The sequence below is a fragment of the Paenibacillus uliginis N3/975 genome, from assembly GCF_900177425.1.
Lineage (GTDB): Bacteria > Bacillota > Bacilli > Paenibacillales > Paenibacillaceae > Paenibacillus_AQ > Paenibacillus_AQ uliginis.
In genome coordinates this window covers 5,423,635-5,449,914 of record NZ_LT840184.1, presented here as the reverse complement: position 1 = coordinate 5,449,914, position 26,280 = coordinate 5,423,635, and the positions used below count along the sequence as shown (strand labels likewise).

Annotated in this window: 25 protein-coding genes; 13 read left to right on the top strand and 12 right to left on the bottom strand. The window is 46.5% G+C overall.

What is annotated here, in order from left to right; genetic code table 11:
• Nucleotides 1–10: 10 nt before the first annotated feature.
• The 5 genes from B9N86_RS25455 to B9N86_RS25435 form a co-directional block, all read right to left on the bottom strand.
• Complete coding sequence (locus tag B9N86_RS25455; protein WP_208915873.1) at nt 11–625, bottom strand: DedA family protein; 615 nt, start codon at nt 623–625, stop codon at nt 11–13.
• Nucleotides 626–673: 48 nt separating this feature from the next.
• Nucleotides 674–2,617, bottom strand: coding sequence for an FtsX-like permease family protein (locus B9N86_RS25450; RefSeq protein WP_208915872.1), 1,944 nt, complete (start codon nt 2,615–2,617; stop codon nt 674–676).
• Nucleotides 2,592–3,362, bottom strand: a complete 771-nt coding sequence (locus B9N86_RS25445; RefSeq protein WP_208915871.1) for an ABC transporter ATP-binding protein — start codon at nt 3,360–3,362, stop codon at nt 2,592–2,594. The genes B9N86_RS25450 and B9N86_RS25445 overlap by 26 nt, the downstream gene beginning before the upstream one ends.
• 98 nt (nt 3,363–3,460) lie before the next feature.
• Nucleotides 3,461–4,453 (bottom strand): HAMP domain-containing histidine kinase, encoded by a 993-nt coding sequence (locus B9N86_RS25440; RefSeq protein WP_208915870.1) that lies wholly within the window; start codon nt 4,451–4,453, stop codon nt 3,461–3,463.
• Nucleotides 4,450–5,151 carry a response regulator transcription factor gene (locus B9N86_RS25435; protein WP_208915869.1) on the bottom strand — a complete coding sequence of 234 codons (702 nt, stop codon included), beginning with the start codon at nt 5,149–5,151 and terminating at the stop codon, nt 4,450–4,452. Before B9N86_RS25435 ends, B9N86_RS25440 begins: the two co-directional genes overlap by 4 nt.
• 231 nt (nt 5,152–5,382) lie before the next feature.
• On the opposite strand from B9N86_RS25435, the gene B9N86_RS25430 reads away from it, so the two are divergent.
• From B9N86_RS25430 to B9N86_RS25415, 4 genes are all read left to right on the top strand, one after another.
• The gene (locus B9N86_RS25430) at nt 5,383–6,612 is read left to right on the top strand and encodes an FprA family A-type flavoprotein (RefSeq protein WP_208915868.1); all 1,230 of its coding nucleotides are present in this window, start codon (nt 5,383–5,385) and stop codon (nt 6,610–6,612) included.
• Nucleotides 6,613–6,635: 23 nt separating this feature from the next.
• On the top strand, nt 6,636–7,859 hold the full coding sequence (locus B9N86_RS25425) for an NAD(P)/FAD-dependent oxidoreductase (RefSeq protein WP_208915867.1): 1,224 nt from the start codon (nt 6,636–6,638) through the stop codon (nt 7,857–7,859).
• Between the two features lie 20 nt (nt 7,860–7,879).
• Complete coding sequence (rd, locus tag B9N86_RS25420) at nt 7,880–8,044, top strand: rubredoxin (RefSeq protein ID WP_208915866.1); 165 nt, start codon at nt 7,880–7,882, stop codon at nt 8,042–8,044.
• Between the two features lie 555 nt (nt 8,045–8,599).
• The gene (locus tag B9N86_RS25415) at nt 8,600–9,325 is read left to right on the top strand and encodes a Crp/Fnr family transcriptional regulator (protein WP_208915865.1); all 726 of its coding nucleotides are present in this window, start codon (nt 8,600–8,602) and stop codon (nt 9,323–9,325) included.
• Nucleotides 9,326–9,443: 118 nt separating this feature from the next.
• Here the strand turns inward: B9N86_RS25415 and B9N86_RS25410 are convergent, their stop codons facing one another.
• A complete protein-coding gene (locus B9N86_RS25410) occupies nt 9,444–10,928 on the bottom strand; it encodes a sensor histidine kinase (RefSeq protein ID WP_208915864.1) in 1,485 nt (494 codons plus the stop codon).
• Nucleotides 10,925–11,611: a response regulator transcription factor gene (locus B9N86_RS25405; RefSeq protein ID WP_208915863.1), complete on the bottom strand. Its 687-nt coding sequence runs from the start codon at nt 11,609–11,611 to the stop codon at nt 10,925–10,927. The genes B9N86_RS25410 and B9N86_RS25405 overlap by 4 nt, the downstream gene beginning before the upstream one ends.
• A gap of 208 nt (nt 11,612–11,819) precedes the next feature.
• On the opposite strand from B9N86_RS25405, the gene B9N86_RS25400 reads away from it, so the two are divergent.
• From B9N86_RS25400 to B9N86_RS25390, 3 genes are all read left to right on the top strand, one after another.
• A complete protein-coding gene (locus B9N86_RS25400; protein WP_208915862.1) occupies nt 11,820–12,590 on the top strand; it encodes a pirin family protein in 771 nt (256 codons plus the stop codon).
• 369 nt (nt 12,591–12,959) lie between these two features.
• Nucleotides 12,960–13,757, top strand: coding sequence for a C40 family peptidase (locus B9N86_RS25395; RefSeq protein ID WP_425298622.1), 798 nt, complete (start codon nt 12,960–12,962; stop codon nt 13,755–13,757).
• 174 nt (nt 13,758–13,931) lie between these two features.
• Complete coding sequence (locus tag B9N86_RS25390) at nt 13,932–14,129, top strand: YwbE family protein (RefSeq protein WP_208915861.1); 198 nt, start codon at nt 13,932–13,934, stop codon at nt 14,127–14,129.
• Nucleotides 14,130–14,250: 121 nt separating this feature from the next.
• On the opposite strand, the gene B9N86_RS25385 is transcribed toward B9N86_RS25390, so the two are convergent.
• From B9N86_RS25385 to B9N86_RS25370, 4 genes are all read right to left on the bottom strand, one after another.
• Complete coding sequence (locus B9N86_RS25385) at nt 14,251–15,531, bottom strand: ArsB/NhaD family transporter (protein WP_208915860.1); 1,281 nt, start codon at nt 15,529–15,531, stop codon at nt 14,251–14,253.
• Between the two features lie 350 nt (nt 15,532–15,881).
• Nucleotides 15,882–16,238: an AMP-dependent synthetase and ligase gene (locus B9N86_RS25380; protein ID WP_208915859.1), complete on the bottom strand. Its 357-nt coding sequence runs from the start codon at nt 16,236–16,238 to the stop codon at nt 15,882–15,884.
• Nucleotides 16,239–16,329: 91 nt separating this feature from the next.
• A complete protein-coding gene (locus tag B9N86_RS25375) occupies nt 16,330–16,809 on the bottom strand; it encodes a GAF domain-containing protein (protein WP_208915858.1) in 480 nt (159 codons plus the stop codon).
• Between the two features lie 322 nt (nt 16,810–17,131).
• Nucleotides 17,132–18,112 carry an alpha/beta hydrolase gene (locus tag B9N86_RS25370; RefSeq protein ID WP_208920747.1) on the bottom strand — a complete coding sequence of 327 codons (981 nt, stop codon included), beginning with the start codon at nt 18,110–18,112 and terminating at the stop codon, nt 17,132–17,134.
• A 297-nt stretch (nt 18,113–18,409) separates the two neighbouring features.
• Here B9N86_RS25370 and B9N86_RS25365 point away from each other — a divergent pair, with 297 nt between their 5' ends.
• From B9N86_RS25365 to B9N86_RS25345, 5 genes are all read left to right on the top strand, one after another.
• Entirely contained in the window at nt 18,410–19,000 is a 591-nt protein-coding gene (locus B9N86_RS25365; RefSeq protein WP_208915857.1) for a GNAT family N-acetyltransferase, read from the top strand.
• A gap of 28 nt (nt 19,001–19,028) precedes the next feature.
• A complete protein-coding gene (locus B9N86_RS25360) occupies nt 19,029–19,787 on the top strand; it encodes an energy-coupling factor transporter transmembrane component T family protein (protein ID WP_208915856.1) in 759 nt (252 codons plus the stop codon).
• A 147-nt stretch (nt 19,788–19,934) separates the two neighbouring features.
• Nucleotides 19,935–20,513: an ECF transporter S component gene (locus tag B9N86_RS25355; RefSeq protein WP_208915855.1), complete on the top strand. Its 579-nt coding sequence runs from the start codon at nt 19,935–19,937 to the stop codon at nt 20,511–20,513.
• Nucleotides 20,514–20,517: 4 nt separating this feature from the next.
• On the top strand, nt 20,518–22,218 hold the full coding sequence (locus tag B9N86_RS25350) for an ABC transporter ATP-binding protein (RefSeq protein WP_208915854.1): 1,701 nt from the start codon (nt 20,518–20,520) through the stop codon (nt 22,216–22,218).
• 285 nt (nt 22,219–22,503) lie between these two features.
• On the top strand, nt 22,504–24,024 hold the full coding sequence (locus B9N86_RS25345; protein ID WP_244562845.1) for an MDR family MFS transporter: 1,521 nt from the start codon (nt 22,504–22,506) through the stop codon (nt 24,022–24,024).
• A gap of 173 nt (nt 24,025–24,197) precedes the next feature.
• On the opposite strand, the gene B9N86_RS25340 is transcribed toward B9N86_RS25345, so the two are convergent.
• Complete coding sequence (locus tag B9N86_RS25340) at nt 24,198–24,665, bottom strand: MarR family winged helix-turn-helix transcriptional regulator (protein WP_208920745.1); 468 nt, start codon at nt 24,663–24,665, stop codon at nt 24,198–24,200.
• Nucleotides 24,666–24,906: 241 nt separating this feature from the next.
• Here B9N86_RS25340 and B9N86_RS25335 point away from each other — a divergent pair, with 241 nt between their 5' ends.
• The gene (locus tag B9N86_RS25335) at nt 24,907–26,235 is read left to right on the top strand and encodes an MFS transporter (protein WP_208915852.1); all 1,329 of its coding nucleotides are present in this window, start codon (nt 24,907–24,909) and stop codon (nt 26,233–26,235) included.
• Nucleotides 26,236–26,280: the final 45 nt, after the last annotated feature.

Genomic DNA, 26,280 nt, shown 5'->3' with positions numbered 1-26,280 from the left:
GTACAGGTTCTTATTGAGCAGATTTTTTCCGCTTGCGGATGAAGAGCACAACGAATACAATCGCTGCCACTGCTATAACGGCATAGGCTATGTTTGAGTATACATCCATGAAGGCCAGTATGTCTTCCCATGATTCTCCGAGCGCAGCGCCTATGGATACGAGTATTATGTTCCAGATCAGCGTTCCGAGCGTTGTAAACAGCAGGAACATTCCAAATTTCATGTTGGACATGCCCGCAGGAATGGAGATCAGGCTTCGGATCAGGGGAACCATACGGCAGAAGAGTACAGTCCAGTAGCCATATTTGTCAAACCAGGCATCTGCTCTGCGAATGTCCTCTTTTTTGACCCGGAGAATGTGGCCCCAACGGTCTATAATCTTCTCCAGTCTTTCCACATCGAGCAGCAAACCGATACCATACAGTATAACAGCTCCGATGACCGAGCCCAAAGTGGCTGCTAAAATAACACCGGGAATCGTGAGATCCGTATAGGTTGTCATGAATCCGCCAAAGGTTAAAATAACTTCCGATGGAATCGGCGGAAATACATTTTCCAGTGCGATCATCAGAAAAATTCCAAAGTAACCGAACTGCTCCATAAAATGTGTAATCCAGTTTTGCAATACGTACACCTCTTTCAATTCACTAACATGATTGTACCAAAATTGTTGTTATATAAGTGCTTTCTTGAGCTTTCGCAGGTACTGGCTTCGGATGAACAGGAAATACAAAACCTGCGCAATCAAAAAACCGATAAGCACCACGCCCATCTCTGCGGCAATAGAGAGGAAGAAATAGCTCTGAAGCGCAATGAACGCAAAAATACTATGAAGGATCGCTGTGCCAATCGGTACGAAAAACAGAAGGGCCAGCTGTCCTGTGATGATTCGGCTGAATTCACGGTCCGTAAGCCCGATTCTTGACACCGTAGCGTAGAAACGGAAGTCATAGTCCAGATCGGCATACAACCGGAAATATAAAAAGCTGCCGGCAGCGATGAAGAACACGGTTCCCACGAGCAGGGCTGCGAACAGCATCATACTGAACTGGCTGCTCATCAGGGCAAACAGCGTTCCGCTGACCGTGAGTGCATACGACTCATTCATCTCATAACGAACGTCTCCTCTGGTCGTCAAGTGGGATGCGATGCCTTCGGTTTGCCGGAAATCTTGAACATAAAAGCCTGTATATCGATCCGTTCTCTCTGGTGACGAGATTTGTGCGAAGCGAGAGTCACTAACAACAAGCCCGCCTAATAAAGAATCCTCGTATAGCTCTGGTAGCAAATATTCCGGGACCGCAACATGCTGGGTATAGCCAATTTCCGTAACTTCGGCTTCAGAACCACGGAGTGTGTAAGATGCCTGGGCACGCTCCCGGATATGAGTCCGGTTATTTTGCGAATTGACGAGCACCAGAGCATCGTTCCCCATTAAAGGTTCTTCGTCAAAAGGAAATCCGGCCATCGTAGCTGCCTTCCGGTAATCGGAAAATGACAGCAGCGGAAGCAGATCCGGAGGATTTTTAATGGTCGAAGACACAACCCCAACATATTTAACCGGCAAGGATATGGATTCAAATGAAATGGATCGTTCGGTTAGTTCCTGCCGAATTTCCTGAAGATGTTCAAACTCCGAGGGATCACCTTCTTTGGCCATATAACCCACGGCTGCGGGAAAATCTTCGTTGAATTGCTTGGTCAGTACGGGTATGGAAGCAAACACGCCTACAGAACAGAATGAAACAGCAAGTACTGTCGTTACCATAAACAACATTTGCGCATTATCTTTTAATCGATAATTTAGACTCGAAAGTGAAATTAACCGGGTTCGGTTCCAGGTGAACAGCCTGCTGCGTTTCAGTAACCGTATCAGGAAAATGCTGAGCTGTGAATAAAGTAAGTAGGTGCCAACAATAGTCATCAGGGTCACGGGAAACATGCGGTAAATAAGTGAAGCTGCTGTTGTCGTTGCTGCCAGCGTGTAGCTGGTCACCAAGAGTGCTGCGGCCAGCAGCGACAGAAGCGGTGACACCTTAGCTTCGGTCTTTGGCTTTTGTCCAGACCGGAACAATTCGATTAATGTAACCGGACGAAGCAGCAGGGATGTAAAGAGCGAGATTAGGATAAACAGAAGCATGTAACCGCCCACGGTCAATCCAATCGCTTGCAGCGACAGATGAAATGGCAAGGAAGGGACGTCGAGAAATGCAGCCCCGGCCATCAGAAACAGCTTGCCGGTGATGATCCCGGACGTCATTCCGGTCAGTATGGAGCCGATGCCGATAATCATATTTTCGAGAAAGACCATCTTATTAAATTGGCCTTGTGTCATCCCATGCATGAACAGTACGCCGAATTCTCGTTTTCGTGTTTTGAGAAAAGAGCTCACCGAGTATAGCACGAAGAAAAACGAGAAGATATACATGATCAGCTCGGCCCCTACCATAGCCTGCATAACGACAGGATAAAATGTCTCATCCCTGATCTCCGGGTTAAAGATGAACAACGCACAAACAAAAAAAATCATGACCGAAAAGGAGCTGCTCAGAAAGTAAGCGGCGTAGGTGCGCTTGTTCCGGACAACATTCCTAAAAACGAATTGCCGAAAGGTCATGGTTTCCTCCTCCGAGCAGAGCAAGCATATCGATAATCTTCTGGAAAAAAGCCTGGCGGTTGTCGCCGCAGTATATCTCATTATAAAGTTGGCCGTCTTTTATGAACAGGACACGGTCACAGTAACTGGCTGCTACCGGATCGTGCGTCACCATCAGCACGGTAGCTGAGGCCTCTTTGCTCATCCCCGACAAAGCCTGCATGACATCCTTAGATGCCTTGGAATCCAGATTTCCGGTCGGCTCATCAGCAAGAATAAGAGAAGGCTGCTGTATAAGTGCTCTTGCGATAGCCGTCCGCTGCATTTGTCCGCCAGAAATCTCATACGTACGTTTGTTCAAAATGGACCGGATTCCGAGTTTGTCTGCAATCTCACTCAGTTTTCTGTCCATTTCGCGCAAGGATTCTCCTTCCAGCGTAAGAGGGAGAACGATGTTCTCCTCCACCGTCAGTGTGTCTAGCAGATTGAAGTGCTGAAACACAAATCCTAGCTCGCGTCGACGGAAGAGCGCAGCTTCCTTCCGGCCCAGGAGATGCGGATTGCGCCCGTTGATGTTCACTTCACCGGCTGTCGGCTGGTCTATGGTTGCGATCAGGTTGAGGAGCGTTGTTTTTCCGCTGCCGGAAGGGCCCATGATGCCAACAAATTCACCCCGTTCGGCAGAGAAGTGAATATTATGCAGAGCCTGATGTGCCACTTGGCCTTCGTAAATTTTAGTTAGATGTTTGACGTTTAGGATAGGCACTCTTGCTCACACTCCTTGCCTGGTATCTTTATTGTAGGACAGTAGCACAGACTGCCGCTATGGCGATAACTTACAGTTACCTTACAACTCTGTAAGGTTCAAGCACTGTGAAATGTAATACGGACGGTAGTTCCTTCTCCAATGGTGGATTCAATTTCGAGATCATGGCCCAGCTTGCTGCAAATTTGCTGCACCAAATACAGTCCCATTCCGGTTGATTCCTGATAACGTCTGCCGTTTTCTCCGGTGAAGTAAGGATCAAATACACGCGGCAGATCGCTCCCAGGAATACCGATCCCCTCATCCCGGATTTCCAGAACAATGTCTTGGTCTTGGCGGTAACCTTTGAAAAATAGTTTCCCTCGTTCAGAGGGGGTGTAACGGACGGCATTTGTAATGAGCTGTGAGAGCACAAAGGACAACCATTTTTCATCGGAAGTGATCGAAATACCTGCTTCAATATCAATAGAAGGAAAAATCCTCCGGCGGATAAAGAGACGTTTCTGCTCCGATGCTGTTGACCGTACAATTTGCTCCAGCTGTAAAGTTTCGACATAGAAATCCCGCTCGAACGTATCAAGGCGTGCACTGTACAATACGAGATCAAGCCCCTTTTTTAGACGGTCTAGTTCGTCACCGATGGCTGTGGAGTCGGGGTCGTCCTTTTTCTGCAGGATCAGATGAATGACCGATATGGGGGTCTTCATTTGATGGGCCCATTGGTTGATAAACTGAATATGAGACTCGATTCTATGTTTATAGTTATGCAGATCGGTAGTGTAATGTCTGAATTGGCTCCGCAGCACTTGCTGCAGTGCCTCGGCGAGCGGGGTTTGGGAAGGTTCGCGGGAGAATTCCTTCTGGAACGGTTCCGGAGAAGCATGTGGCTGCTCTAATCTTTTGTAAAATGAACGGTTGGCGACGTAACGGAAGATGAGGTAACCAGCCAGCAGACAGCCGCTGATCAAGCAGGCATAGATACTGACTGACATATTTCTGTACCCGTCCAGCCAGTAAACCAGCGTTATGATGAGAAGCTGAGCGATATAAACAAAGATCAACGGCCGCTGCTCACGCAGAAACAGTTTCATATCTCTTCACTCCAATTCGGACTGAGGCGATAGCCGCGTCCCCTTATCGTCTGTAACCCTTCTTCAATACCGAATTGGGCAAGTTTTTTGCGTACACGGGTTACGTAGACATTGAGGGTGTTATCGTCCACAAAGACCTGGTCATCCCATATTTTCTCTAATAGTCGATCCCGGCTCACCACTTGTCCAGATCGCTGCATGAGCTCGTCCAAAATTTTGGCTTCCGTGTGGCTAAGATCAATCTGGGAATCGCCTAGCGTTAAGGAAAGGCGTTCAACGTCCAACGTCAGACCGGCAACAGTTAGCGTACGCTCGTTATTTGCGGATGCGTAGGAGCCATAGGCCCGGCGTAGCTGGCTTTTGATTTTGGCCATAGCAATTTCATAATCAAAGGGCTTTGTTATATAATCGTCAGCACCGTTTTCCAGTGCCATCACCTGATCCATTTTGCCGTCACGAGCGGAGATGAACACGATAGGACAGGTGGAGATGCTGCGGAACTGGCGGCACCAGTAATATCCATCATATTTGGGAAGATTGACGTCAAGAAGGACAAGTTGCGGATCATAATGTTCGAATTGACTGCGTACGGACTCAAAGTCGTCTACGGATTGAGTCATGTAACCGAATTTATGAAGATGTTCTTTGAGTAGGCTGACCAGATGATAGTCATCCTCGACGATAAATATTTTAAACATATCGATAAGTCCCTCTCTCTAGGCATAGCATTACATACGTATCGACTGTAATTGTACCAAATTGTTGGACACAAGGAAAAACGACGCAAATTAGAGCGGATTCCGAAGCGGAAGCTATAAATTACTTTTAAATTGTGATTCAAATCCTGATTTGATTTTTTAAAGTACTATACGATGGATCTTGTTAAGAGACACATGATCAATATCATTCAAATCAGGAGGGCGATATAGATGAATGAAGTAATGCTGGCAAAGGATATTTTCTGGGTAGGAAAAATTGATGATAGAGAAGTGCCATTTCATAGATTAATTTTAGCAAAAGGGACGACTTACAATGCGTACTTGTTAAAAACAGAAAAGCCGACGGTAATCGATACGGTGGATTTGGAGTTTGGCAGAGAATTTGTAGAGTATTTAAGCGAATTGATCGACCCTAAAGAAATCCAATATATCGTTATTAACCATACGGAACCCGACCATTCAGGTGGATTAGCAGCGTTAGCAGGAAGAGCACCTGATGCAACGATTGTCTGTACAGAAATTGCAGTAAATGAATTAAAAGAAATGTACAAGCTTCATAGCAGAAATTTCCTGGTAGTAAAGGATGGTGATACATTAGATATCGGAGGCAAAACACTGAAGTTCAAAGAAACCCCATATCTTCACACAGAAGAAACCATGATTACTTATTGCATCGAAGATAAAATCTTATTCCCTTGCGATATCTTTAGCACACATGTTGCAGGTAAAGAGTTTTTCGCTGATGAGGCAGGCTATGATATTACAGAAGACTTTATTGGCTACTACAATGCGATTATTCACCCACATAGAAGATATGTAAGAACATTAATCAATGCATTAGAAGAATTAGACGTTCAGATGATTGCCCCTTCCCACGGTTATATTTTACGAAACGACATTCAAAAGTACATTGATCTCTATGCAACATTGAGTGCGGATACGGTTGAAGGCAAAAAAGTAACGATTGTATATACAACGATTAGGAACAGTACGAAAAAGATAGCAGAATATTTAAAGAAAATTTTTGAGGAAAATAACATCCAAGCTTCTGTGTTCAATGCGGATAAGTCAGATCAAGCTGAAATCCTTGAAAGCATTAAGGAAGCCGATGCCGTATTCATCGGAAGTTCGACGAAATATGCGGATATGATTGGTAATCTGGAGGATCTGCTTAAAGAGCTGAAAAAGATGGATCTCCAAGGAAAAATTGGGGCTGCCTTTGGGTCATACGGTTGGAGTGGAGAAGCCACTGAAGTCATTCAGGACTACCTCAACCAGACAAATATGGATGTTCAAAGCACCTCACATGTTATTAAAACGACGGGCATGACGCATGTGGAGTTTCCTGTAAGAGTGAGATTTGCTCCTAAAGATGATCAGTTGAAAAAAATTGAGCATTCCGCTACTTACGTGGCCGATTTACTGCTAAGTGCAATCTAGTAACATGATAAGTGGGTGAAAAAATGAATAAAAATTATTGTATCATCGGAACGGGTGTTGCGGCTGTAAATGCAGCGAAAGCAATACGAGACCTGGATCAGGAATCAAGTATATTATTAATTGGAGCCGAAACATCATTACCCTATAACAGAATCAAATTATCAAAAGAATTATTTTCAGACTTGGGCAGTGAAAAAGTGCTAATTAAGAAGGAAAAATGGTATCAAACTCAAAATATCCAAACCCTGCTTCATACAAAAATCGAACATATTGATTCCGATAACCATACCCTCCATACGTCAACGGGTGAAACGATTCAGTACGATAAATTACTCATTTGTACGGGGGCTAAAAACCGGAAGCTGCTAATTGATGGGGCAGATAAAAAAGGGGTTTTTACCATTAGAGAAATGCATGAAGCAGAAGACTTCAAAGTATTTATAGAGGATAAAACAAGCATTGTAAATATTGGCGGGGGAATTCAAGGATTAGAAACGGCCTGGTCCATTTTTAAGGCGGGTAAAAAGGTTACGATTGTCGAAGCTGCACCAAGGCTAATGGCTAGACAACTGGATGATAAAACAAGCGCTTTACTCAAAAATAAAATTGAAGAAGCAGGCGTAGATGTTCATGTAAATACCTCCATTAAGCAGATCATGGATGGAGATGAAGTAGAAGGGATCGTACTGGGGGACCAAACCATTTCTTGTGACAGTGTGATCTACTCCATCGGAGTCGTTCCGAACATCGACCTAACAGAAAACACACCAATCCATACGGGCAAGGGGATTATTGTGAATGAGCGAATGGAAACGAACATTAAGGATGTTTATGCCGCTGGTGATGTAATAGAGCTAAATGGTGAAGTGGAAGGTCTATGGGGTCCGGCGATGGACCAAGGAAAAGTGGCGGGTAAGAATATGGTGTCTGTTGCTGAATCTTATCAGAAGACGACTCCGTTTACGGTGTTCAATGCCTTTAATCTTTCTCTGTTTTCAATTGGATTCATAGATGAAAGCCGCTGTGATACAACGATCATTGAGGAAGATGGTGCTGAAAAGTACACTAGAGTCTTTATTAAAGATAATAAAATGGTTGGGGTTATTTCTCTTGGTGACATGTTGGCGTCTATTCCGTATAAAACAGCTATTGAAAGCGGAGTTTCATTAGATGGGATTAATCTGAACGATAGTTCTATAAAGGATTTAATGAGTGAAGTGAAAGGTCGGCTTACGACACCCGCTTAAACAACAAGGAGGATTTCAAAATGAAAAAATACATTTGTTTACCCTGTGGTTACATTTACGATCCGACTGTTGGGGATCCTGATGAAGGTGTTGATCCCGGGATTTTATTTCAGGATTTGCCGGAGGATTGGGTATGCCCGGTGTGTGGCGAAGACAAAGATAAATTTGCAGAGGTAGAAGAATAGGATAACGGCACATATATCATTTTTAATTGGGGCTGTCCCAAAAGTAGTTTTCAAACTTTGTGAAACAGCAAGTGTCTACAAGACAGTCGATGATTTAACAAAAAAGAGCGAGTTTGAGGGGCATATCCCCATCAACACTCGCTCTTTTTCTTGGTTGCTCAACACTTCCATTCTACCAAGGGCAGTTTCTTTGTTTCTGTGTTTAATTAGTGAATATGTACGAAGCAGCGGAGAGGACGAAACGATTCCGGAGAAGCGGCAGCGGTAAAAGCTTTCCAAAGGAAAGCTCGCATCGAAAGCACACGCTCCTTTGTCCCCGAATTTCTTTCGCTAAGAAATCATTCAGGAAATTCGGGGGCAAGAGCGATTGTAGGAACGCTTCGTACACGTAGCGTCTTACGACAGACATAGGGGGCGTCCCAGGTCAATGGACCTTTTTGGCAGTGTGATTCAAAACATAATACGCCCTTTAGCATAATGATATATTTTTGTTATTGATATTGATTCTCAAAGTAATAGTAGATCGACAATAAAATTTCTTGTTAGGTGATGATAATGAAGGAGCATAATTGTAACCATGATAATCACAAAATGATAGAGCCCTGCCCTAAAAAAGTTCCGATTTTCAAGGAATTATCTGATGAGGAAATCTTAAAAGTAGCTAAAATGACGAAACACATCCATTTCAAAAAGGGGCAAGCGCTTCTGCACGAGGGCGAGAAATCAGACAAATTATTTATTGTGAATAAAGGGCAAGTAAAAGTATCTAAATTTACTGTTAATGGGAAAGAACAAATTTTATATATTTTGACAACTGGCGAGTTTTTTGGAGAATTGCATCTTTTTAATCATGATGAAGTAAACAATTTTAGTGTATATGCCATTGAAGATACAGTGATTTGCCTGTTAACGAAAGATGATATTGATCGTATTATGGAAGCCAATCCTGAAATTGCACTAAAACTTTTAAGAGCGGTGACAAAACGGTTAGCCCATATAGAAAATTTAGCACAGAATTTAGCAACTAACGATGCTGAAGTAAGAATCGTACAAATGATATTGGAATTCTGCCAAAAGTTTGGAATGAAAAAAAATGAGGGAATTCTTATCGAATTACCCATAACACGAGAAGAAGTGGCGAGTTACGTAGGTGTTGCAAGAGAAACGGTAAGCCGAAAATTCAGCAAGTTTGAGGATTTAGGTTTAATAACTTTATCAGGTAATAAACAGATCTTTGTTAAAAATCAGTTAGCTTTAAGGGAATATTTACATTTGATATAGGGCTGAGGTTATTGATAAGAAAGCTCAGGTGGAATAAAAACGGTATATCGGAATTCTTACTAAAATCAAGGGACTGTCCTAGGTCATGTATCGACCGTTACGGACATCCCTTGATTGTTTATAGTGATGGAAGAGTCACTATAAACACAGATCCTTCACCAACCTTGCTGTCTGCCTCAATCATTCCACCATGAGCTTCCACAATGGATTGTGTAATTGAAAGTCCTAACCCGGAGCCTCCGTATTTACGGCTTCGGGAATTATCGATGCGGTAAAATCGTTCAAACAGGTGAGGAAGATGATCGGACGGTATGCCTTGGCCATTGTCACTCACTGTAAGAACGGTTTGTTTCTCATGGAGTTTCAATCTGACCTCAATCTGTCCTTTTTTAGGGTCAGTGTGCTGGACGGCATTATGAAACAAGTTCAGCACGACCTGCTTGAGTTTGTCCGGATCACACATGCAGCGAATACCTTGTTCCAGATTAAAGGACACGAATCGTTCATCCGCCAGCATTCTCAGATGCGGCTCCATCTCCATGATCAGCATATCCAGCTGAGTTTCCTTTAGCTGAAGTTCGGGAGCTCTGTCGAGCTTGGCGAGAAGAAGGAGATCCTCGATCAACTTTTTCATACGGTTTGATTCACCATGCATACTGCGTAAAGCTGCTTCCAGCTGATCTGGATGATTGGCCGCTCCACGGAGCAGCACTTCCAGAAAGCCGTGAATGGAGGTCAGCGGTGTTCGAAGCTCATGTGATGCATCCGCAATGAAGCGGCGCATCTGCTCCTTGGATTCACGCTCCGCCCTGAAGGAAATGTCCAAGCGTTCAAGCATGCTGTTAAACGATTCCGCGAGGCGGTCGATCTCCTGCTGACCCTGCTGATCTGGAAAACGGTCAGCCAAATTGCCGGCATCCGTCCGCTCTACGGCCTCCACCATGTTGTTCAACGGATTTAGTGTTTGGCGCAGAAGCGGCAGATAGAGAAGCAGACCGCCGGCCATAGCGAGCAATGCGAGTGCAGTAAAGGTCACCAATTGCCGCAGAATCACATCCTGAATCGGATCTGTATTTTTCCCCATCTGCAGCAGTCTATCTGGATTTCCCGGATTGCCGGCAGGGAGGAATACAACCAATTGTTCGATGCCATCCTTATCTTTTACCACCCGGTACTCGTTCGGCTTACGTTCCTTCATTTCACTTAAAATGGAACGATACGTATCAGCCGACAGCTGCGGTGCGCTATATCCTCCATCAGTCTGCACCTCATTAAAACCGCCCTCTGCGTCGATAACGGCCAATGACATATCCGGCATGAAGAACAACGGTCTCCGGCCGGTGTCGGGTTCTTTGGCCTGCTTGCCGTTATCTATCTGATCCGGCCAGTGTCTGTCAGAAGAATTCCAGACGTCTCTGGGAACGGAGCGCAGCTGGGCTGTCATCGCTTCCGCCTGGCTACGGTACATGACATTTTTCATCAATACATACTGCAGGAAACCTATCAGAATCAGAAGTACAGCCAGGACGAACAGCGACCTAGATAACAGCTGAACCCTTAGAGAACCGGGTTTCCGAAATATCTTTGAGATACGTTCCTTCATGGCAGATCAACCCGGTATCCGGCGCCCCGTAGGGTGCGTATAATTACGTGTTCTTTATCTCTCAGCTTCTCACGAAGAGAGCGGATATACACTTCGACAATGTTGTCCTCTCCACCAAAATCATAGTCCCATACGATATTCAAAATTTTGCTCTTGCTCATGACGGTGCCATGTTTGATGACTAACAGTTTAAGAAGGTCATACTCTGTTGGGGACAATGTCAGGGCCTGCCCTAAGTACGTGATTTCCCGTTTACGGTCATCAATTCCAAAGGGACCTAATGTAATCTCTCCGAAAAGATTAGGGAATTGATTACGCAACCGCGCTTGAATCCGGGCGAGAAGCTCCTCGAAACTGAAGGGCTTTATCATATAATCGTCCGCACCGGTGGTGAGTCCACGAATCCGGTCGCTTACCTCGTCCTTAGCGGTGAGCATAATAATGGCGGCATCATTTCCGTTCTGTTTTAATTGCCGACATACCTCCACGCCATCGATTCCCGGCATCATGATGTCCAAGATGATGATATGAGGATTGAAGAGATCAGCCATTTGAACAGCGTTTATGCCGTCTGAAGCGGATTCCACCTCAAACCCTTCACTGCGCAGTCCAAGCTCCAAAAATTGCAAAATATGCGGCTCATCATCCACTAGCAAAATTTTAATGCCTTTGATCGTATTCATTACTGTAGCCCCCATATCCATTCCAGTATCTATATTAACTAACAATGATCATACACCGGGAAGCTGAATGGCTCCTGAAACTTTTCTGAACATAAACTGAAAGCTAGTTTAAATATACAATCTTAATAGTAGTTGATATTATCTTAATTTAAGATATTATGAGTTTAAAAGTAAAAAACGATACAAAAACGTAAGGAGGAGTCAGGACATGAAAGGGACGCTGTATCCACCCGAAATGCATGGAAGAGGCATATACGATGGAGGGAAAATTACAGAATCGAAGCCGATCGGTCTTTCGGGAGAGGGATCTGCTGTTACCCGTGTAGGTCCGCTGTTTTATTGGTCCTGGTTTCACTCACCTCTTGAGGGATATATAGGATTGCATCCACACCAAGGCTTTGAGGTCATCACCTATATGATTCAAGGCAGAGCGGTTCATAGTGATACGCTCGGTATTACAAGTGAGGTAGAGGCTGGTGGTCTGCAGCTCATGCGCACAGGATCTGGTGTCCGGCATGAGGAGCGTTTTATTGGCCCGGATGCGGAAGGATTTCAAATCTGGTTTGAACCGCTATTGCGGGACTCTTTGAAGCAAAATCCGTCTTATCGGCGATACCAGCACAAAGATTTTCATATCGAACGGGAGGATGGAATTGTCCGCAAGACGGTCATTGGTGATAGATCTCCGGCTGATTTATCGGTAGATGCCCGCATGTATGATATCCATCTTCAGGAAGGTAAGAGCATAACCTATATGCTGCTTCAAGGACGCGTGTTAACCGCCCTTGCTGTCCGAGGTAGCGGAATTTGGAATGGCCAAACAGAGGGAGGCCAGCTTCAGTTTCATCATAAGGATTTTGTCCTTCTGAGTTCGAATGCTAATGAATTACTCAGTCTTACAGCTAGTGAGGGACTAAGAATGATTTTGATTGATGTGCCTGACAATCCAGGTTATCCACTTTATAAGAAGAAACCATAAACCTTTGCATTGTGAATCCTACAAAGAGAACTGCCTCCACCAAACAGGTGTATGCAGCTCTCTTTTTTTGATTGGTGCACGCTCATTTTTTTAAGTAGATCCAGAAATAAGAAGCAGAATATATAAATTTACCCATTTAATAAGGAAAATATTAAAAGTAGTTATTTCATTAATAATCCTATGTACCCAATATTAGGTCGGATTCAAGACGAAAGTCCTTGTTTTTGGTAGAAGTTGGTTTGTTCATTTGTGAAAATCGGAGCATGCAGTCCCGGTTTTGGCCTGTCTATAATGGGGGACGGGAAGAACGGAACATGTTTTCGGATTCCAGACTTTTACGAGAATCAGGGAGGTACACATCACATGCAAATGAATTGGAGAAAAATAATGGCCGGTGCGCTTTTGTCTGCAGCGGTTATGGGTTCTTACACATATGGATCAACTACATACGCGGCTGCGGCATCCAATGCTCAGGTCAGTGTACAGCAGGGAAAAGCTAATGGTAACGTCAATCTGAGAAGTAAGCCATCGACTTCAGGCAAAATCGTTGCCAAAATTAATAAAGGCGAAAAGGTTCAGATTGTAAAAAAAAGCAGCAGCAGCTGGTATGAAGTGAAGACAAGCTCAGGGAAACAGGGCTACGCCTCTTCGAAATATATTGTACCTGGAGGAAGCACAAATACAGTTGGAAGCTCATCGAATAACAATAGCAATGGATCGGCTTCCAGCTCTGTTATGGTAGAGAACGCTATTAAAGCCGGAATGAAGTACTTGGGTACTCCTTATGAATTTGGTTCAGACCGCAATACGACGACAACCTTTGATTGCTCTGACTTTGTTCGTCGAGCATTTTTGGAAGGGACAGGCATTAAGCTTCCAAGCAGTTCCCGCACACAAGGTGACTGGATTAAGGACAAAGGAACTGCCGTTAGCAAAATCAGTAATTTGAAGCGCGGAGACCTCGTATTCTTCATGAGTTATAAAGGTTCTTCCGCTTCGAATTATGCCGGATTGGACAAGTCCAAGCAGCGTATTACCCATGTTGCTATCTATCTTGGAGACAATAAGCTCCTGCATACATACTCACAAAAGTCCGGCGGCGTGCTGGTCGGTAATTTCAGTGATTCTTGGAAGAATCGTTTCCTCTTTGGTGGAAGTGTAATATAACGAAATCGTGTTAGGTAAAGTGAGTTTAAGACAATATTATGGATTAAACGCGGATGAAAAGGTTGGAACGGCCTTTTGTCCGTTTTTTTATTTGCATTTTTATCTATATTTCCGTATTGTGTGTCATAATTAGAAATGAAAAAACGCATGAAAGATTGAATAGGAGTGACATCTATGAATGGACAGAATCGTTCTGACATAAAACCCGGAATTGAAGTAGATATTGTGTTGAAGCAGGATCAGCGGACTGGCAAGCTGACGCGAGGTATTGTAAAAGATATTTTAACGAATTCTCCGCGTCATCCGCATGGTATTAAGGTCCGGCTTCAGGACGGACAAGTGGGTCGTGTTAAAGCTATATACACGAGCTAATTGGCAAGAGCGATTGTAGGAACGATTCGTACGCGTAGCGTCTTATAACAGATAATGGGGTGCCCAAGGTTTGCGAACCTTTTGAGCACCCCATTTTTTTTAACTGTATGCTAGTTCTCTATTACATCAAATACCGAATGAATATATAAACCGATGAGATTACGATGGACAATATCATAAGCGGAAAGCCGTATTTCAAATACTCCATAAACTTGATCGGGTGCCCTTCTTTCGCTGATAGGCCTGCCGTGACGAGATTGGCGCTTGCACCGATCAGTGTTCCGTTGCCGCCGAGACAGGCACCGAGAGAAAGACTCCACCACAAGGGTTCAAGATTGCTTATTCCGCCGTGGCCCATCTCCTGAATGAGAGGAATCATGGTAGCCACAAACGGAATGTTATCAACGAATGCAGATGCGATACCACTGAGCCATAAGATCAGCATGGAAGAGGCTGTAAGGTTGCCTCCGGTCCATTCCAACGCTTGCTCAGCCAATCGGGCGATGACGCCAGTTTCAATCAGTCCTGAGACGAGCACGAACAATCCTACAAAGAAAAAGATGGTTGTCCACTCCACTTTTTCGATGGCCTGTTCCATCATATGTTCTCCCGTCAGCAACAGTAGAATGAATGCCCCCGTGAGAGCAACTGTGGCAGATTCCAGATGAATCAGCTGATGCAGAAAAAAACCAGCGATGGTGAGCGCAAGTACGGATACCGACTTCATGAGCAGCTTCCGGTCGGTGATCATATCTTTCTCGTTCAGCTCCATCACCTGGTGCATAAGCTCGGGTGTTGTCTTGATCCGTTTGCGGAACATGAGCACAAGTAGAGGCAGTATGGTCGCCATAATGAGGATGACGATGGGTGTTAAGTTCTGGATGAAGGCCATAAAGGTCAGTTCCGGAACCCGGCTACCGATCATAATATTCGGCGGGTCGCCAATCATGGTTGCCGTCCCACCGGTATTCGAAGCGATGATGATAGCAATCATGTACGGAATGGGGTCGACTCGTAGCTGGCGTGTAATGCTGTATGTAACAGGTACCATGAGCAGCACGGTCGTCACATTGTCGAGAAAGGCAGAGCCCACCGCAGTGATAAGCGACAAATAGATCAGGATTTTGACCGGATGCCCTCCGGCTTTTTTGGCTGACCAGACAGCCATGTACTTGAATAGCCCTGTCTCTGCCGTAATATTAACGATAATCATCATACCGATCAGAAGCCCCAGAGTATTAAAGTCAATGTGGTGTAGAGCGGTTTCCTGGTCCACTATGCCAAACATGAGCATGAGTACTCCACCGAGCATGGCCGCAATAGTCCGGTGTATTTTTTCACTGATAATGATGGCATATACGATTAGAAATATGGCAATGGCCAAAATAGCTTGCTGTTCCATCAGGGCGCCTCCAATAAGAGTTCAGGGTAATCCAGACGACAAAAGGAGCCTGCAAACAGGCAGGCCCTCTCTACGTATTTCTTCGCCGAACATCGTTTGTGTTCATGATTATACGCCCAGACTTTTTCTTTGTAAAGAAGCTGTCGGGCCTTAAAAAAGTTATGCTGGATATCATCCACAGCTGGTGGATTTTTTGCGTGACAATATCAAAATTTATGAATATCATCAGCAATAATACTAGATAACATGATGAATCATTTACGGAGTGAAAGACAAAAGACGCCCATCATGGACGGCTTTTATCGATGGTTGAAGTTATTCATTAGATAAATAAATGACTTTATGTCAATTTATTGGAATCTTTGCGGCATGTTTGAATAGCCTTGTCCAAAAGAAGGCTGGAAGTTGTTCTGGTTATGGGACTGGTTGTGAGCATACACAGACTGCTCTACCTGTTTCACCAGTTGGGATATTTGCTGGTATTGCTGGATAGCCTGATGATGCCCTTGAATTGCAGATTGAATCATTTGGGAAGCTTGGCGTTCACGCTGTGCCAATTCCTCTAGACGTGAAGCATTCTGTTGCTCTTGTTGCAGCAATTGCTGATACATTGCTGTTGCCTGTTGGGTTTGCTGGCTCAGCTGTTGAAGCATTTGCTCGCATTGGCGGACTTGTTGTGAAATCTGAATGTTATTGGATTGATACATGTGATGTATTCCTCCTTCGGTTAGTGGGTCAAAGCCCTCGTTTATTGTGCGGAGGAATACATAAAATATTCAAATTAGAGTCGTCAAAAGACTATAATTGACCTTCCAAAATTTGAACAAACTGCTCCAAAAATTCGCGGTCTTCCTGATCGAAGCGGTTTACGAGTGGACTGTCGATATCCAGTACGCCGTACAGCTGTCCATCCTTTATTACTGGGACAACAATTTCACTATTGGATGCGGCGTCACAGGCGATATGGCCGGGAAAGGCATGCACATCTTCTACAACGAGTGTTTTCAGTTCAGCTGCAGCGGTTCCGCATACACCTCGGTTCAGAGGGATACGAATGCAGGCAGGAAGGCCTTGGAAAGGTCCGAGAACAAGCTCTTTCCCGTCATAGAGATAGAAACCAACCCAGTTAATATCTTTCAGAAAATGATTCAGCAGAGAAGAGGCGTTGGCCAGATTGGCTACAGCATTCGGCTCATCATGGATAAGTGCCTTTAACTGATTGAGTACCTGGGCGAATTGTTCGTTGCGGGTACCTTCATAGGGTATATTTTGAAACATGGGCGATCCACCTCTCTTACGATTGATTCTCTATTAATTTAATTAAGATAGTACACGGCCGGGACTCCGTCAAGCTTCACGGCCGTTTGGAACACGCTTTGGCTAAAATCGGCTGATTCCTGAGTTAGCCTGACGATCAGTGATATGAGCCCAACCAGAGTAAGCCGAAGGAACTGTACGGTGAAATGCTTAAGCCAGTGCAACGGAAGTAAGCAAGATACCACAGCATAAAGAAAACAGGTCCGCGGAAAGAGGTCCATAGCAAAAATAGCCTCCGGAGTGAGCGTTATACACCTCTCCGGGGGCTGTTTTTTATACGGGATTATACGGATTCAAGGGAATTGTCCTTAAAAAAATCGAGCCGTGTTGGTTCAGTAGCAGTCTTTATTTCGGGTTTCCCCATATGTTCGTGCAGGAAAAATCGGATTTCCTGACGATATTTTTGGGGATCGATATGATAAGCGTTGGCGTGAATAGCGCCTTGGATCAGAACAAGCTTTTTGGGCCCAGGCTTCACATCGTACATCTCCTGGCTCATATGGGTCGGTACGTAGGTGTCGTTCGTTCCATGAATGAACATGACCGGAAGATGGCTTTCCCGTACGGAACGGATCGGGCTGACCTGCTCAAAGCTGAAGCCGGCTTTTTTACGGATCCGGTTATGAACCCAACGGAAAAAAGGTACAGCGGGAACTTTGTTCAGTTTCGTTATTTGGTGTTTCATCAGATCTGTGAGATCAGAATAAGGGCAATCCGCAATGATAAGTTTAACCTGCGGAGCCGCGATTGACAGGTATTCCAGAACAGTTCCGCCGCCAAGGGACTGACCGTGAAGGCCGATCTCGGTATCCTTGCCGTGCTGTTCGACAAGCCAATTAACCCATGTCTGAACATCATATTTTTCATAAAATCCATATGTGGTGTAGCGCCCTTCACTCCGTCCGTGACGACGCTGATCGATAAGCAGCACATTATAGCCTTCGTCCGTAAACATATCGATAAATTGGGTGGAGAAGGCGCGGGAGCCAGTATATCCGTGTACGATGATCATCCAACGTTTGGAGTCCGGATAAAGCTCAATCGCAGCTCCGCTCAGCTTTAGTCCGTCGACGCTTGAGAGGATAATTTCTTTTTTGACCAGAGCCTCGTAGCGATCCCGGCTGTACAGACCAAGACTTTCAAGTACGGTGAACAGGCTGAGGTCATTCTTGACTTTCATTTGTGTGATCTGCAGGAATCCAAAATGCGTAATACCTGCCGCGAGAATGGCCAAAAACAACAGTATTATGATCGTGATATACATCAAGAATACTCCTCCTCTTCTTCCGTTTTACTTCAGCGGGGTGGAGGGATCTAATATTGACGGGAATGTGCCGCGTGACTCAATATAGAAGCATCTGCCCCGGTGACTGACACATGAATCATGCAAATTCAAAACGATCAAATGTAACTATATACATGAACATAGTATCACCTAAAAAATCAAGGACAAGTCAAATTTTTTAAACACACAAGGCTTTCATTGAACCAGCAAGATGGCTGCTGTTTAGGGGGGGATTGTGCTTTGTAGTTGAAATTGGAGGACAGGAGTGACTTTCTTATGTACCAGTGTAAGGGTGTTATCCCTGAGCTAAGGGGGACAACCGTACGACTGAGAAAAATGTCTCCCCGCGATGCCGATGATCTGTATCAATGTTGGTCCGATGAGTGGACAGCAAGATATTTGTATCTTCCATCCATGACTGGAAGACATGATGCAGAAGCTCTAATCCTGCTGCTCAATGAGCTATCAGAGTCTGAAGATTCGTTACGATGGGGAGTTGAACATCTGGACAGCGGCATAATGATTGGGAGCTGCGGGTTTAATGGGTGGCAGCTTCAAGGGGCTTTCCGGGGAGAATTCGGATGCGAGCTTGCGAGTTCCTATTGGGGTAATGGATATATGCGAGAAGCGGCTGCGATGGCACTCGAATACGGATTCCGTGTAATGGGCTTAAACCGAGTGGAGGCTTTTTCGGATATACGCAATGAAAGAGGTGCCGAATTTTTTCGGAAAATCGGCTTTGAGCACGAGGGAATTCTTCGGGAATACAAGCATACTTCGACAGGCTATATAGACGTCAATGTATTTTCGTTGCTCCGCCGGGACTGGAATCGTGAGAATATTAGTGATCAGGATATTCGGGGGTAACCAAAATGTTGAGGAAGGAAGCGGATGAATGTTAATTCAATATGAACAGGGAAACTCACTGCTGCATCGGTGGGACCCATTAAGCAAGCTGGCTGTCCTGATGTGTACCGCTGTAGTGGCCATGCTATGGGACGGAGCATTTTTACAAACGATTCTTCTTGCAGGGTGTATCATCACGGCGAGATGGGCTGGAGGATTATCTTTACGTCATTTGTTCCGGGGAATCAAGCTCATTGCCGTGGTTGCTATCCCTTATTTTGTCTTAACGTCTCTGACTGTGCCCGGAGAGACAGTATGGTTTCAGTGGGGACTTATAAGATTGACGGCTGAATCGGTTAATCAGGCAGGCGAGATGAGTCTGAGGATGATCACCTTATTTTTGTCATCACTAGCTTATATCGTAAGTACAGATCCGCAGGAGCTGGTAGCTGAAATGGTTAGAAGGCTGCGGATACCGTACCGTTTTGCCTTCGGGATTTCGGCGGCACTGACGTTTCTTCCTACACTGGAGGAGGAGGGGGCGAGCATTCGCGCTGCCCAACAGGTCAGGGGGCACAGGCCTCCGAAGGGGATTGCTGGTAGGTTGTCATGGTGGGGCAGATTTGTTGCTGCAGTGCTGCTTAATAGTTTACGACGGGTTCAGCAAACCGCTGGAGCGATGGAATCGAAAGGGTTTGGAGCCTATCCGAAACGTACGTTCCGAAAGGAAGTTGTTGTACCTTTTTGGGGACCGGCAGCAGCCATAATAGCGGTCGTTCTTACCGCATGGTCGTGGTGGACCGTCTAAATTGTTAACCATAATACAATAAATTTTGGTTGACGAATTGCTGATAAGAAGGCAAAATATGATCATGGTCCATTCAGCGAGAGATGTTAATACTCTCTAATGGGTCTCCCGCACAATATTATTTGGTTATCGAAAGAGAGGGTTCTCATGAAAACATCATCCCGCAGTCGATTCACAACACAGGACATCGTGCTAATGGCCATGCTTGCTGCCGTCAACGCCGTACTCACCGTGTATCTTGGCCCGGTCAACAAGCTTCTCGGCAGTTTGGGCGGCCCCATAGCTACCTCCGTCACGACAGGATTGTACATCGTTTACGGTTTGCTTGCTTATTACATCATTCGTAAACCTGGCACTGCAGCGATTACATACGGTATTGGAGGAACGATTCAGGCACTGACGGGTCCGGTATATGGAATAGCGTCATGTTTTGTCGCAGCGGCTTGTTATATGATTGTCGCGGAAGCTTTATTCGCTTTCTTCCGGTACAAGCGGTGGGGGACGGGAGTATTGATGCTCGTAGGAGGGGCAATGGTACCTTTATGGTTTCTGTTTGCCGCTAATATGTTCGGATATACGGCTTGGCCGACCAGTGTGCTCATCATTGCACTGCTCGTCCGCATCCTAAGTGGTGTACTGTTATGCGGCCTTCTGGTCAAGGTTTTGGGGGATGCATTGAAGCGTACGGGGCTTTTACGCCGATTCGCCCTTGGTATGAAGGTGTAAGCGGATGACGGGAACGAGAGTGACCTGTGAAGATATAACGTATATCTATGAAGGTGAAGATCTCCCTGCAGTAAAACATATTTCCTTTGTGATTCCGGCTGGCCAGTGGACCGCTGTAATTGGCGCGAGCGGTAGCGGTAAGTCGACGCTATGTCAGCTTCTGAATGGTCTACTTCCACGCAGCGGAGGCGGGAGCAGGGAAGGGACATTGCTGCTGGACGAAATGGATCCGGCAGAAGCAGCGTTGGCAGAGGTCACTCAGGCCGCCGGAGTCCTGTTTCAGGATCCGAATGCCCAATTGGTGCAGGGGATCATCGAGGACGAGGTCGCCTTCGGTCCCGAGAATATGTGTGTGCAGCCGGCGGAAATCGAGCGCCGGATTGTGAATTCTCTGGAGGCCGTCGGCTTGATCAGCCGCCGCCGAGATCATGTGCGCAGGCTGTCCGGCGGACAGCGCCAGCGCACCGCTATAGCCGCCGTGCTGGCACTCCAGCCGCGGCTTTTCGTCTTCGACGACGCCTGCGCCAGCCTGGATGCTGCGGCGCAGGCGGACTTCCTGCAGCTATGCAGAGTGCTGCAGGGGGAGGGCCGGACGGTGATCACCGCGTCCGGCCGCTTTGACGATGCCGCGCGCGCAGCGCAGCGCGTCATCGTCATGGACGGCGGCACCGTCGTGCTCGACGGGCCGCCGGAGGCGTTGCTGCGCCGCTGCGGTGAGCAGCTGGCGGAGCTGGGGCTGCTGCCTCCCCAGCGGGGGGAGGCAGGGGCATGGCCCGGAGCGGCGGCAGAGTCGTCCGCGCTCGCTGGTCCACCCGCACCCGCCAAACGGCCCGCAGCTAGCGATCGGTCCGCGCACACCGAGGCGCTTGTACCTAGCGAAGCGCTCGCACCCGCCGAACCGTCTACGCCCGGTAATCCGTCCGTGCTCGCCGAACCGCCCGCGCAGACTGCCTCTCCAGCCGCGCACGCTGTACTTACAGCACAGGATTTCGCCGTCATCTCCCCCAGCAGCACACTGCTGGAGGTGAAGTCGCTCGACTTCACATACCCAGGCGGCAGGCAGGCGCTCCGGGACGTACATTTCAGCCTGCGCAGCGGCGAATGGGCACTGCTCACCGGAGTGAACGGCTCTGGCAAAACAACGTTAAGCCGCCTCTTGATGGGTCTGCTGCCAGCACCCAAAGGATGTATAACGTGGCAGGGAGAAGACACAGCCGGCGTTCCGGTTTACCGTATGGCTGAGAAAATCGGTTATGTCTTTCAGCAGCCGGAACATACCTTTACCGCCCCAACAGTGTGGGAAGAACTCACTTACAGTCTGCACGGCGGACTTCCGCAAGCCAGGCGCCCGGAACTTACGGCAGATGAGAAACGGCGTGCAGATGATCTGCTCCGGACTGCCGGTCTTCATCATAAGAACGATGTGTCGCCTTATCTGCTCAGCGGCGGGGAGAAAAGACTGTTAAGCGTCATCAGTCAATTGATCGTACCCAAAGAGCTTTATATTCTGGATGAACCGACGTCCGGGATGGACTATGCGGGAATAGCCAGACTGATCACATTGTGTCGTTCAACTTGCAACCAGGGCGCGGCTTTGCTAATGATCACACATGATCCAGAGTTGGTGGAAACCGAAGCTGATACCTTGTTGAAATTGCAGGATGGAAAAATGATGTCTGTCCTTCTCGCACCCGAACTACTATAATAGAAACGTTGCGCAAGAAAAAAGTTCTCCTGTTTTAGAAGGGTTTATCACCAAAGTTAGTGCTTGACGATTATAAATTGAATGGGAACGTATAGAGGTTCATTCAAGTACCGATATGTCCGCTGCCATCGTCAGCACTATATTTCGAGTAGCCTTAACAAGGAGTCTTTACGCTTTCCATTACTATGAGAAGGTTTTTCTACTTGCGTTGTTTCAACAGCCGCTCTTTTTCGAATTTACGAAATGCCGAGATGGCTGTTCTTTATAGTAAAGGGGACTCATCTAGTGAATACTTTAAACCAGACTAAACGCAGCTATATTCTTGCAGGCATACTGCTGTCGACGTTTCTTGCGGCGATTGAAGGCACGGTTGTGGGACCCGCAGGCCCTGCCATTATCGGTAATTTCGGCAGCGTCAGCCTGATGAGTTGGATTTTCACCTCCTACCTGCTAACGATGGCAGTAACAACTCCGATATTCGGCAAAATCAGCGATTTGTATGGCCGGAAACCTGTATTTTTGTACGGCTCTATGCTGTTCTTGCTCGGTTCGCTACTGTGCGGATTTTCGCAAAGCATGACCCAGCTAATTGTGTTTCGGGCAATTCAGGGTATTGGCGCAGGTGCGGTCATTCCTGTAACCTTTACGATTATCGGGGACATTTATAAACTGGAGGAGCGGGGTAAGATTCAAGGTCTTCTCAGTTCGGTATGGGGGATATCTTCATTGGTAGGCCCGCTGCTTGGAGGCTATTTCGTTGATTACTTGTCCTGGCGCTGGATTTTTGGATTTAACGTGCCGTTTGGGCTCGTTTCCATTTGGCTGATATATCGTTATCTCGATGAAAAAAGGGAGCATCGGCGCGTATCGATCGACTACGCGGGAGCCGGATTGTTTACGGTCGGAATGACTTTGCTGCTCTTCGCTCTAGCAGCCGGCGGACAGACGTATCCATGGTCTTCGCCAATGATGCTTAGCATTATTATTGCATCGGTTGTACTGCTGACGGCCTTTCTGTTCGTTGAAGCGCGGGCGAAAGAGCCGATGGTGCCTTTGAAACTGTTCCGAATCCGAGATATCTCGGTGTCTACTCTCGCGAATTTGCTGGTCAGTGCACTGCTGATCGGTCTGACTACCTATTTGCCACTTTGGATTCAGGGTGTCAGGGGCGGTAACGCAACGTTGTCGGGATTGACGCTTGCTCCGATGTCTATCGGTTGGCTAATTGGATCTGTGGCAAGCGGAAGGCTTATCATGAAGGCGGGATCACGCAAAACAGCTCTCATCGGCGTGATCGGACTTGCCGCAGGCGCTACGGGTCTTGCCTTTACCCATGAGGGAACTCCATTGGTAGCCTTGCTGCTGTATACCTTTGTATACGGTTTGGGCTTCGGTTATATTTCTACGTTGTTCTCGATCATCGCCCAGTCCTCCGTCGGTTATGAGCTGCGTGGAGCTTCCACGGCGCTTAACACGTTCATCCGGACATTGGGGCAGACTGTAGGGGTTGCCGTGTTCGGTACTTGGCTTAACAGCGGTATTGCAAGACGGATTGCCGAGGAGCCGGCAGGAGCCGGAATCAGCAGCGACGATATTAACAAACTGCTTTCGCCGCATGGCGAGATGAGCCTTCCGGCAGAATCCGGAGGTTTGGTGAAGCAGGTGTTGGAGAGCAGCCTGAACTCGCTGTTTATTTTAATGGCAGTCATTGCACTCGTCTGCTTTGTCATTGTTGCCCGTTACAATAATAGGCCTCCTGAGCCTGAGGACAACACTGAAGAAATCAGAGCTTCAGCCGCTCTCTGATTCAGAACATTATTCATGTAGAAAGGCCGATCCTCTAATTCTTGCTTGGAGATTAGAGGATCGGCCTTTTGTATGTAATGATAAAGAATTGCTTCTTAAAGCAGTAACCTTTTTATGAACAAGAAGTGCCAAATCCGGCGAGGATTCCCCGCCGGATTGGTTTGTGTATTATTTCACTTACGTAGTAATGGTGACAATTTTTCCGCTTGTTTCCCAAGCCTTTTCAGAAGATGGATCATTTGATCCTTCTCTTCTTCGGACAAACCGCTGAGCGCAAAATGAATCCGCTCCGCATACTGAGGATATTGTTCGTTCATCAGCGCTTCCCCTTCAGGGGTCAGCTCGGCATAAATTACTCTGCGGTCCTTGGGACAAGGTCTGCGAAGCAGGTACCCGCGGCTTTCCAGTTTGTCGATTACATAAGTGACGTTTCCGCTTTGCAGCAGCAGTTTAGCACCAATTTGTTGAATGGGTTGGGGCCCCTTGTAATACAGCACTTCCATAACCGCAAAAGCTGTAGGATTGAATCCTTCAATTTTGCTGCCGGCTACGGCATGCTCACTTACACTTTTAAATGACTTGGCAAAAACCCGATATAGGTGCAATGACAGCTGTGTATCGCGTTCATGTGACAGAATCATGCTTCTTCCCGCCTTTTTGGTCATGCCATAGATTTCTTGAATATAGATTACTCCAATCTTGGGAATAGAAACATGTGATTTATCACAATTAGACTCTATTTTAGTATTTAAAAATAGAAAGGCCTCATTCCATTTCATTCCTCCGGTCGGTAACAACCCCTTCCCGAGACCGATACAAAGTAAGATGTCGATTCATATAATGACATTATTGGTGTTAGAAACGGCAGGGGAGAGAAGAATAATGAATCCAAATCTACAAGGGACTGTTAAAGGTGGGCTTACCCGCAATCGAAATTATATGATGCTGATGGCAGCACAGCTCATATCCAATCTGGGAGAATGGTTATATATTATAGCTCTTCTTACCATGGTAGGATTCAAGTGGAATGCGACCCCGTGGGAGATTACGGCGATAACATTAAGTATGGCGATTCCTGTACTCATCGGCGGTCCGGTGGCGGGAGTCATCGGTGACCGGTTTGACCGCAAAATGCTGATGATTGTCTCTGATTTGACCCGAGCGCTAATTCTGGTAGGCATTATGTTCTCCGGAGATCTGTGGCAGATTTACGTTCTTCTCGTTCTTAAAGGCATGATGGATGTACTATTCTCGCCGGCGAAGAGCGGTAAAGTGAAAGAAGTCGTACCACCTCAGCACTTGGAGCAAGCCGTGACGATCAGTTCTTCAATGGAGCAGATGATGAAGATTATTGGACCGGCACTGGGCGGACTGGTGATGGCGGTTTTTGGGATTCGGATGTGCTTTGTGGTGACTTCCATCACCTTTGTGGTATCGGCACTGTTTTTGATCGGAGTTCAAGGGAAGAAGAAGGTCGAATCTTCAGATCTGTCAACCAATACTTCAGGATCTGAAACCACATCCCATGAGAAGAAGACGTTCCTGCAAGAACTCAGCACTGGTCTATCCGTCATTTACAGTATGCCGCTTCTTCTGAGTGGTCTTGTTACTCTATGTTCCGTTATGCTGGTGCTTCAGATGGCAGACACCCAGACAGTTACACTGTTCCGAATCATTCCTGGTGTTTCCGATGATCTTCTGGGGTACTGCATTTCAGCTAGCGGATTTGGTACACTGCTCGCGGCACTCATCGTCCGTAAAATATCATGGAGTACGCTGAACAAAATGGGTGTCGGAGCGGCCGCAACAGGTATCGTGTTTGCTTTAGCGGCAGTAGCCGTCGTATCTTCTTTGCCGGAAATGATGGTGTACGTGATTCTCTTTACTGCGTTCTTTCTGGCTGGAGCGGGGGGCGGATTTGTATTTATCCCGTTTCAAATGCTGCTGATGAAGCGGACTCCTGAGCACATGACAAGCCGTGTGTTCGGCACAGTGGGGAGTCTTACAAGTGCAGCTGTCATTGTGGGACCGATGCTTGGAGGCATGCTGGTTACAATGTGGGGTCCGGTCACAACGTTCATCATTTCAGGTTTGGGGACCGCGCTCTTGGGCATGACACTGCTGATATTAAAAGGACGGATCGAACAGAGAGACCATTCTACCACGAGTGAAAGAAGCCCGCTTCAGGCGGTTACAGAGTCATCCCTTTAAACTTTTGTTGTAACCGTGATTCTTCTCCTGCGTAATAACTAGAAA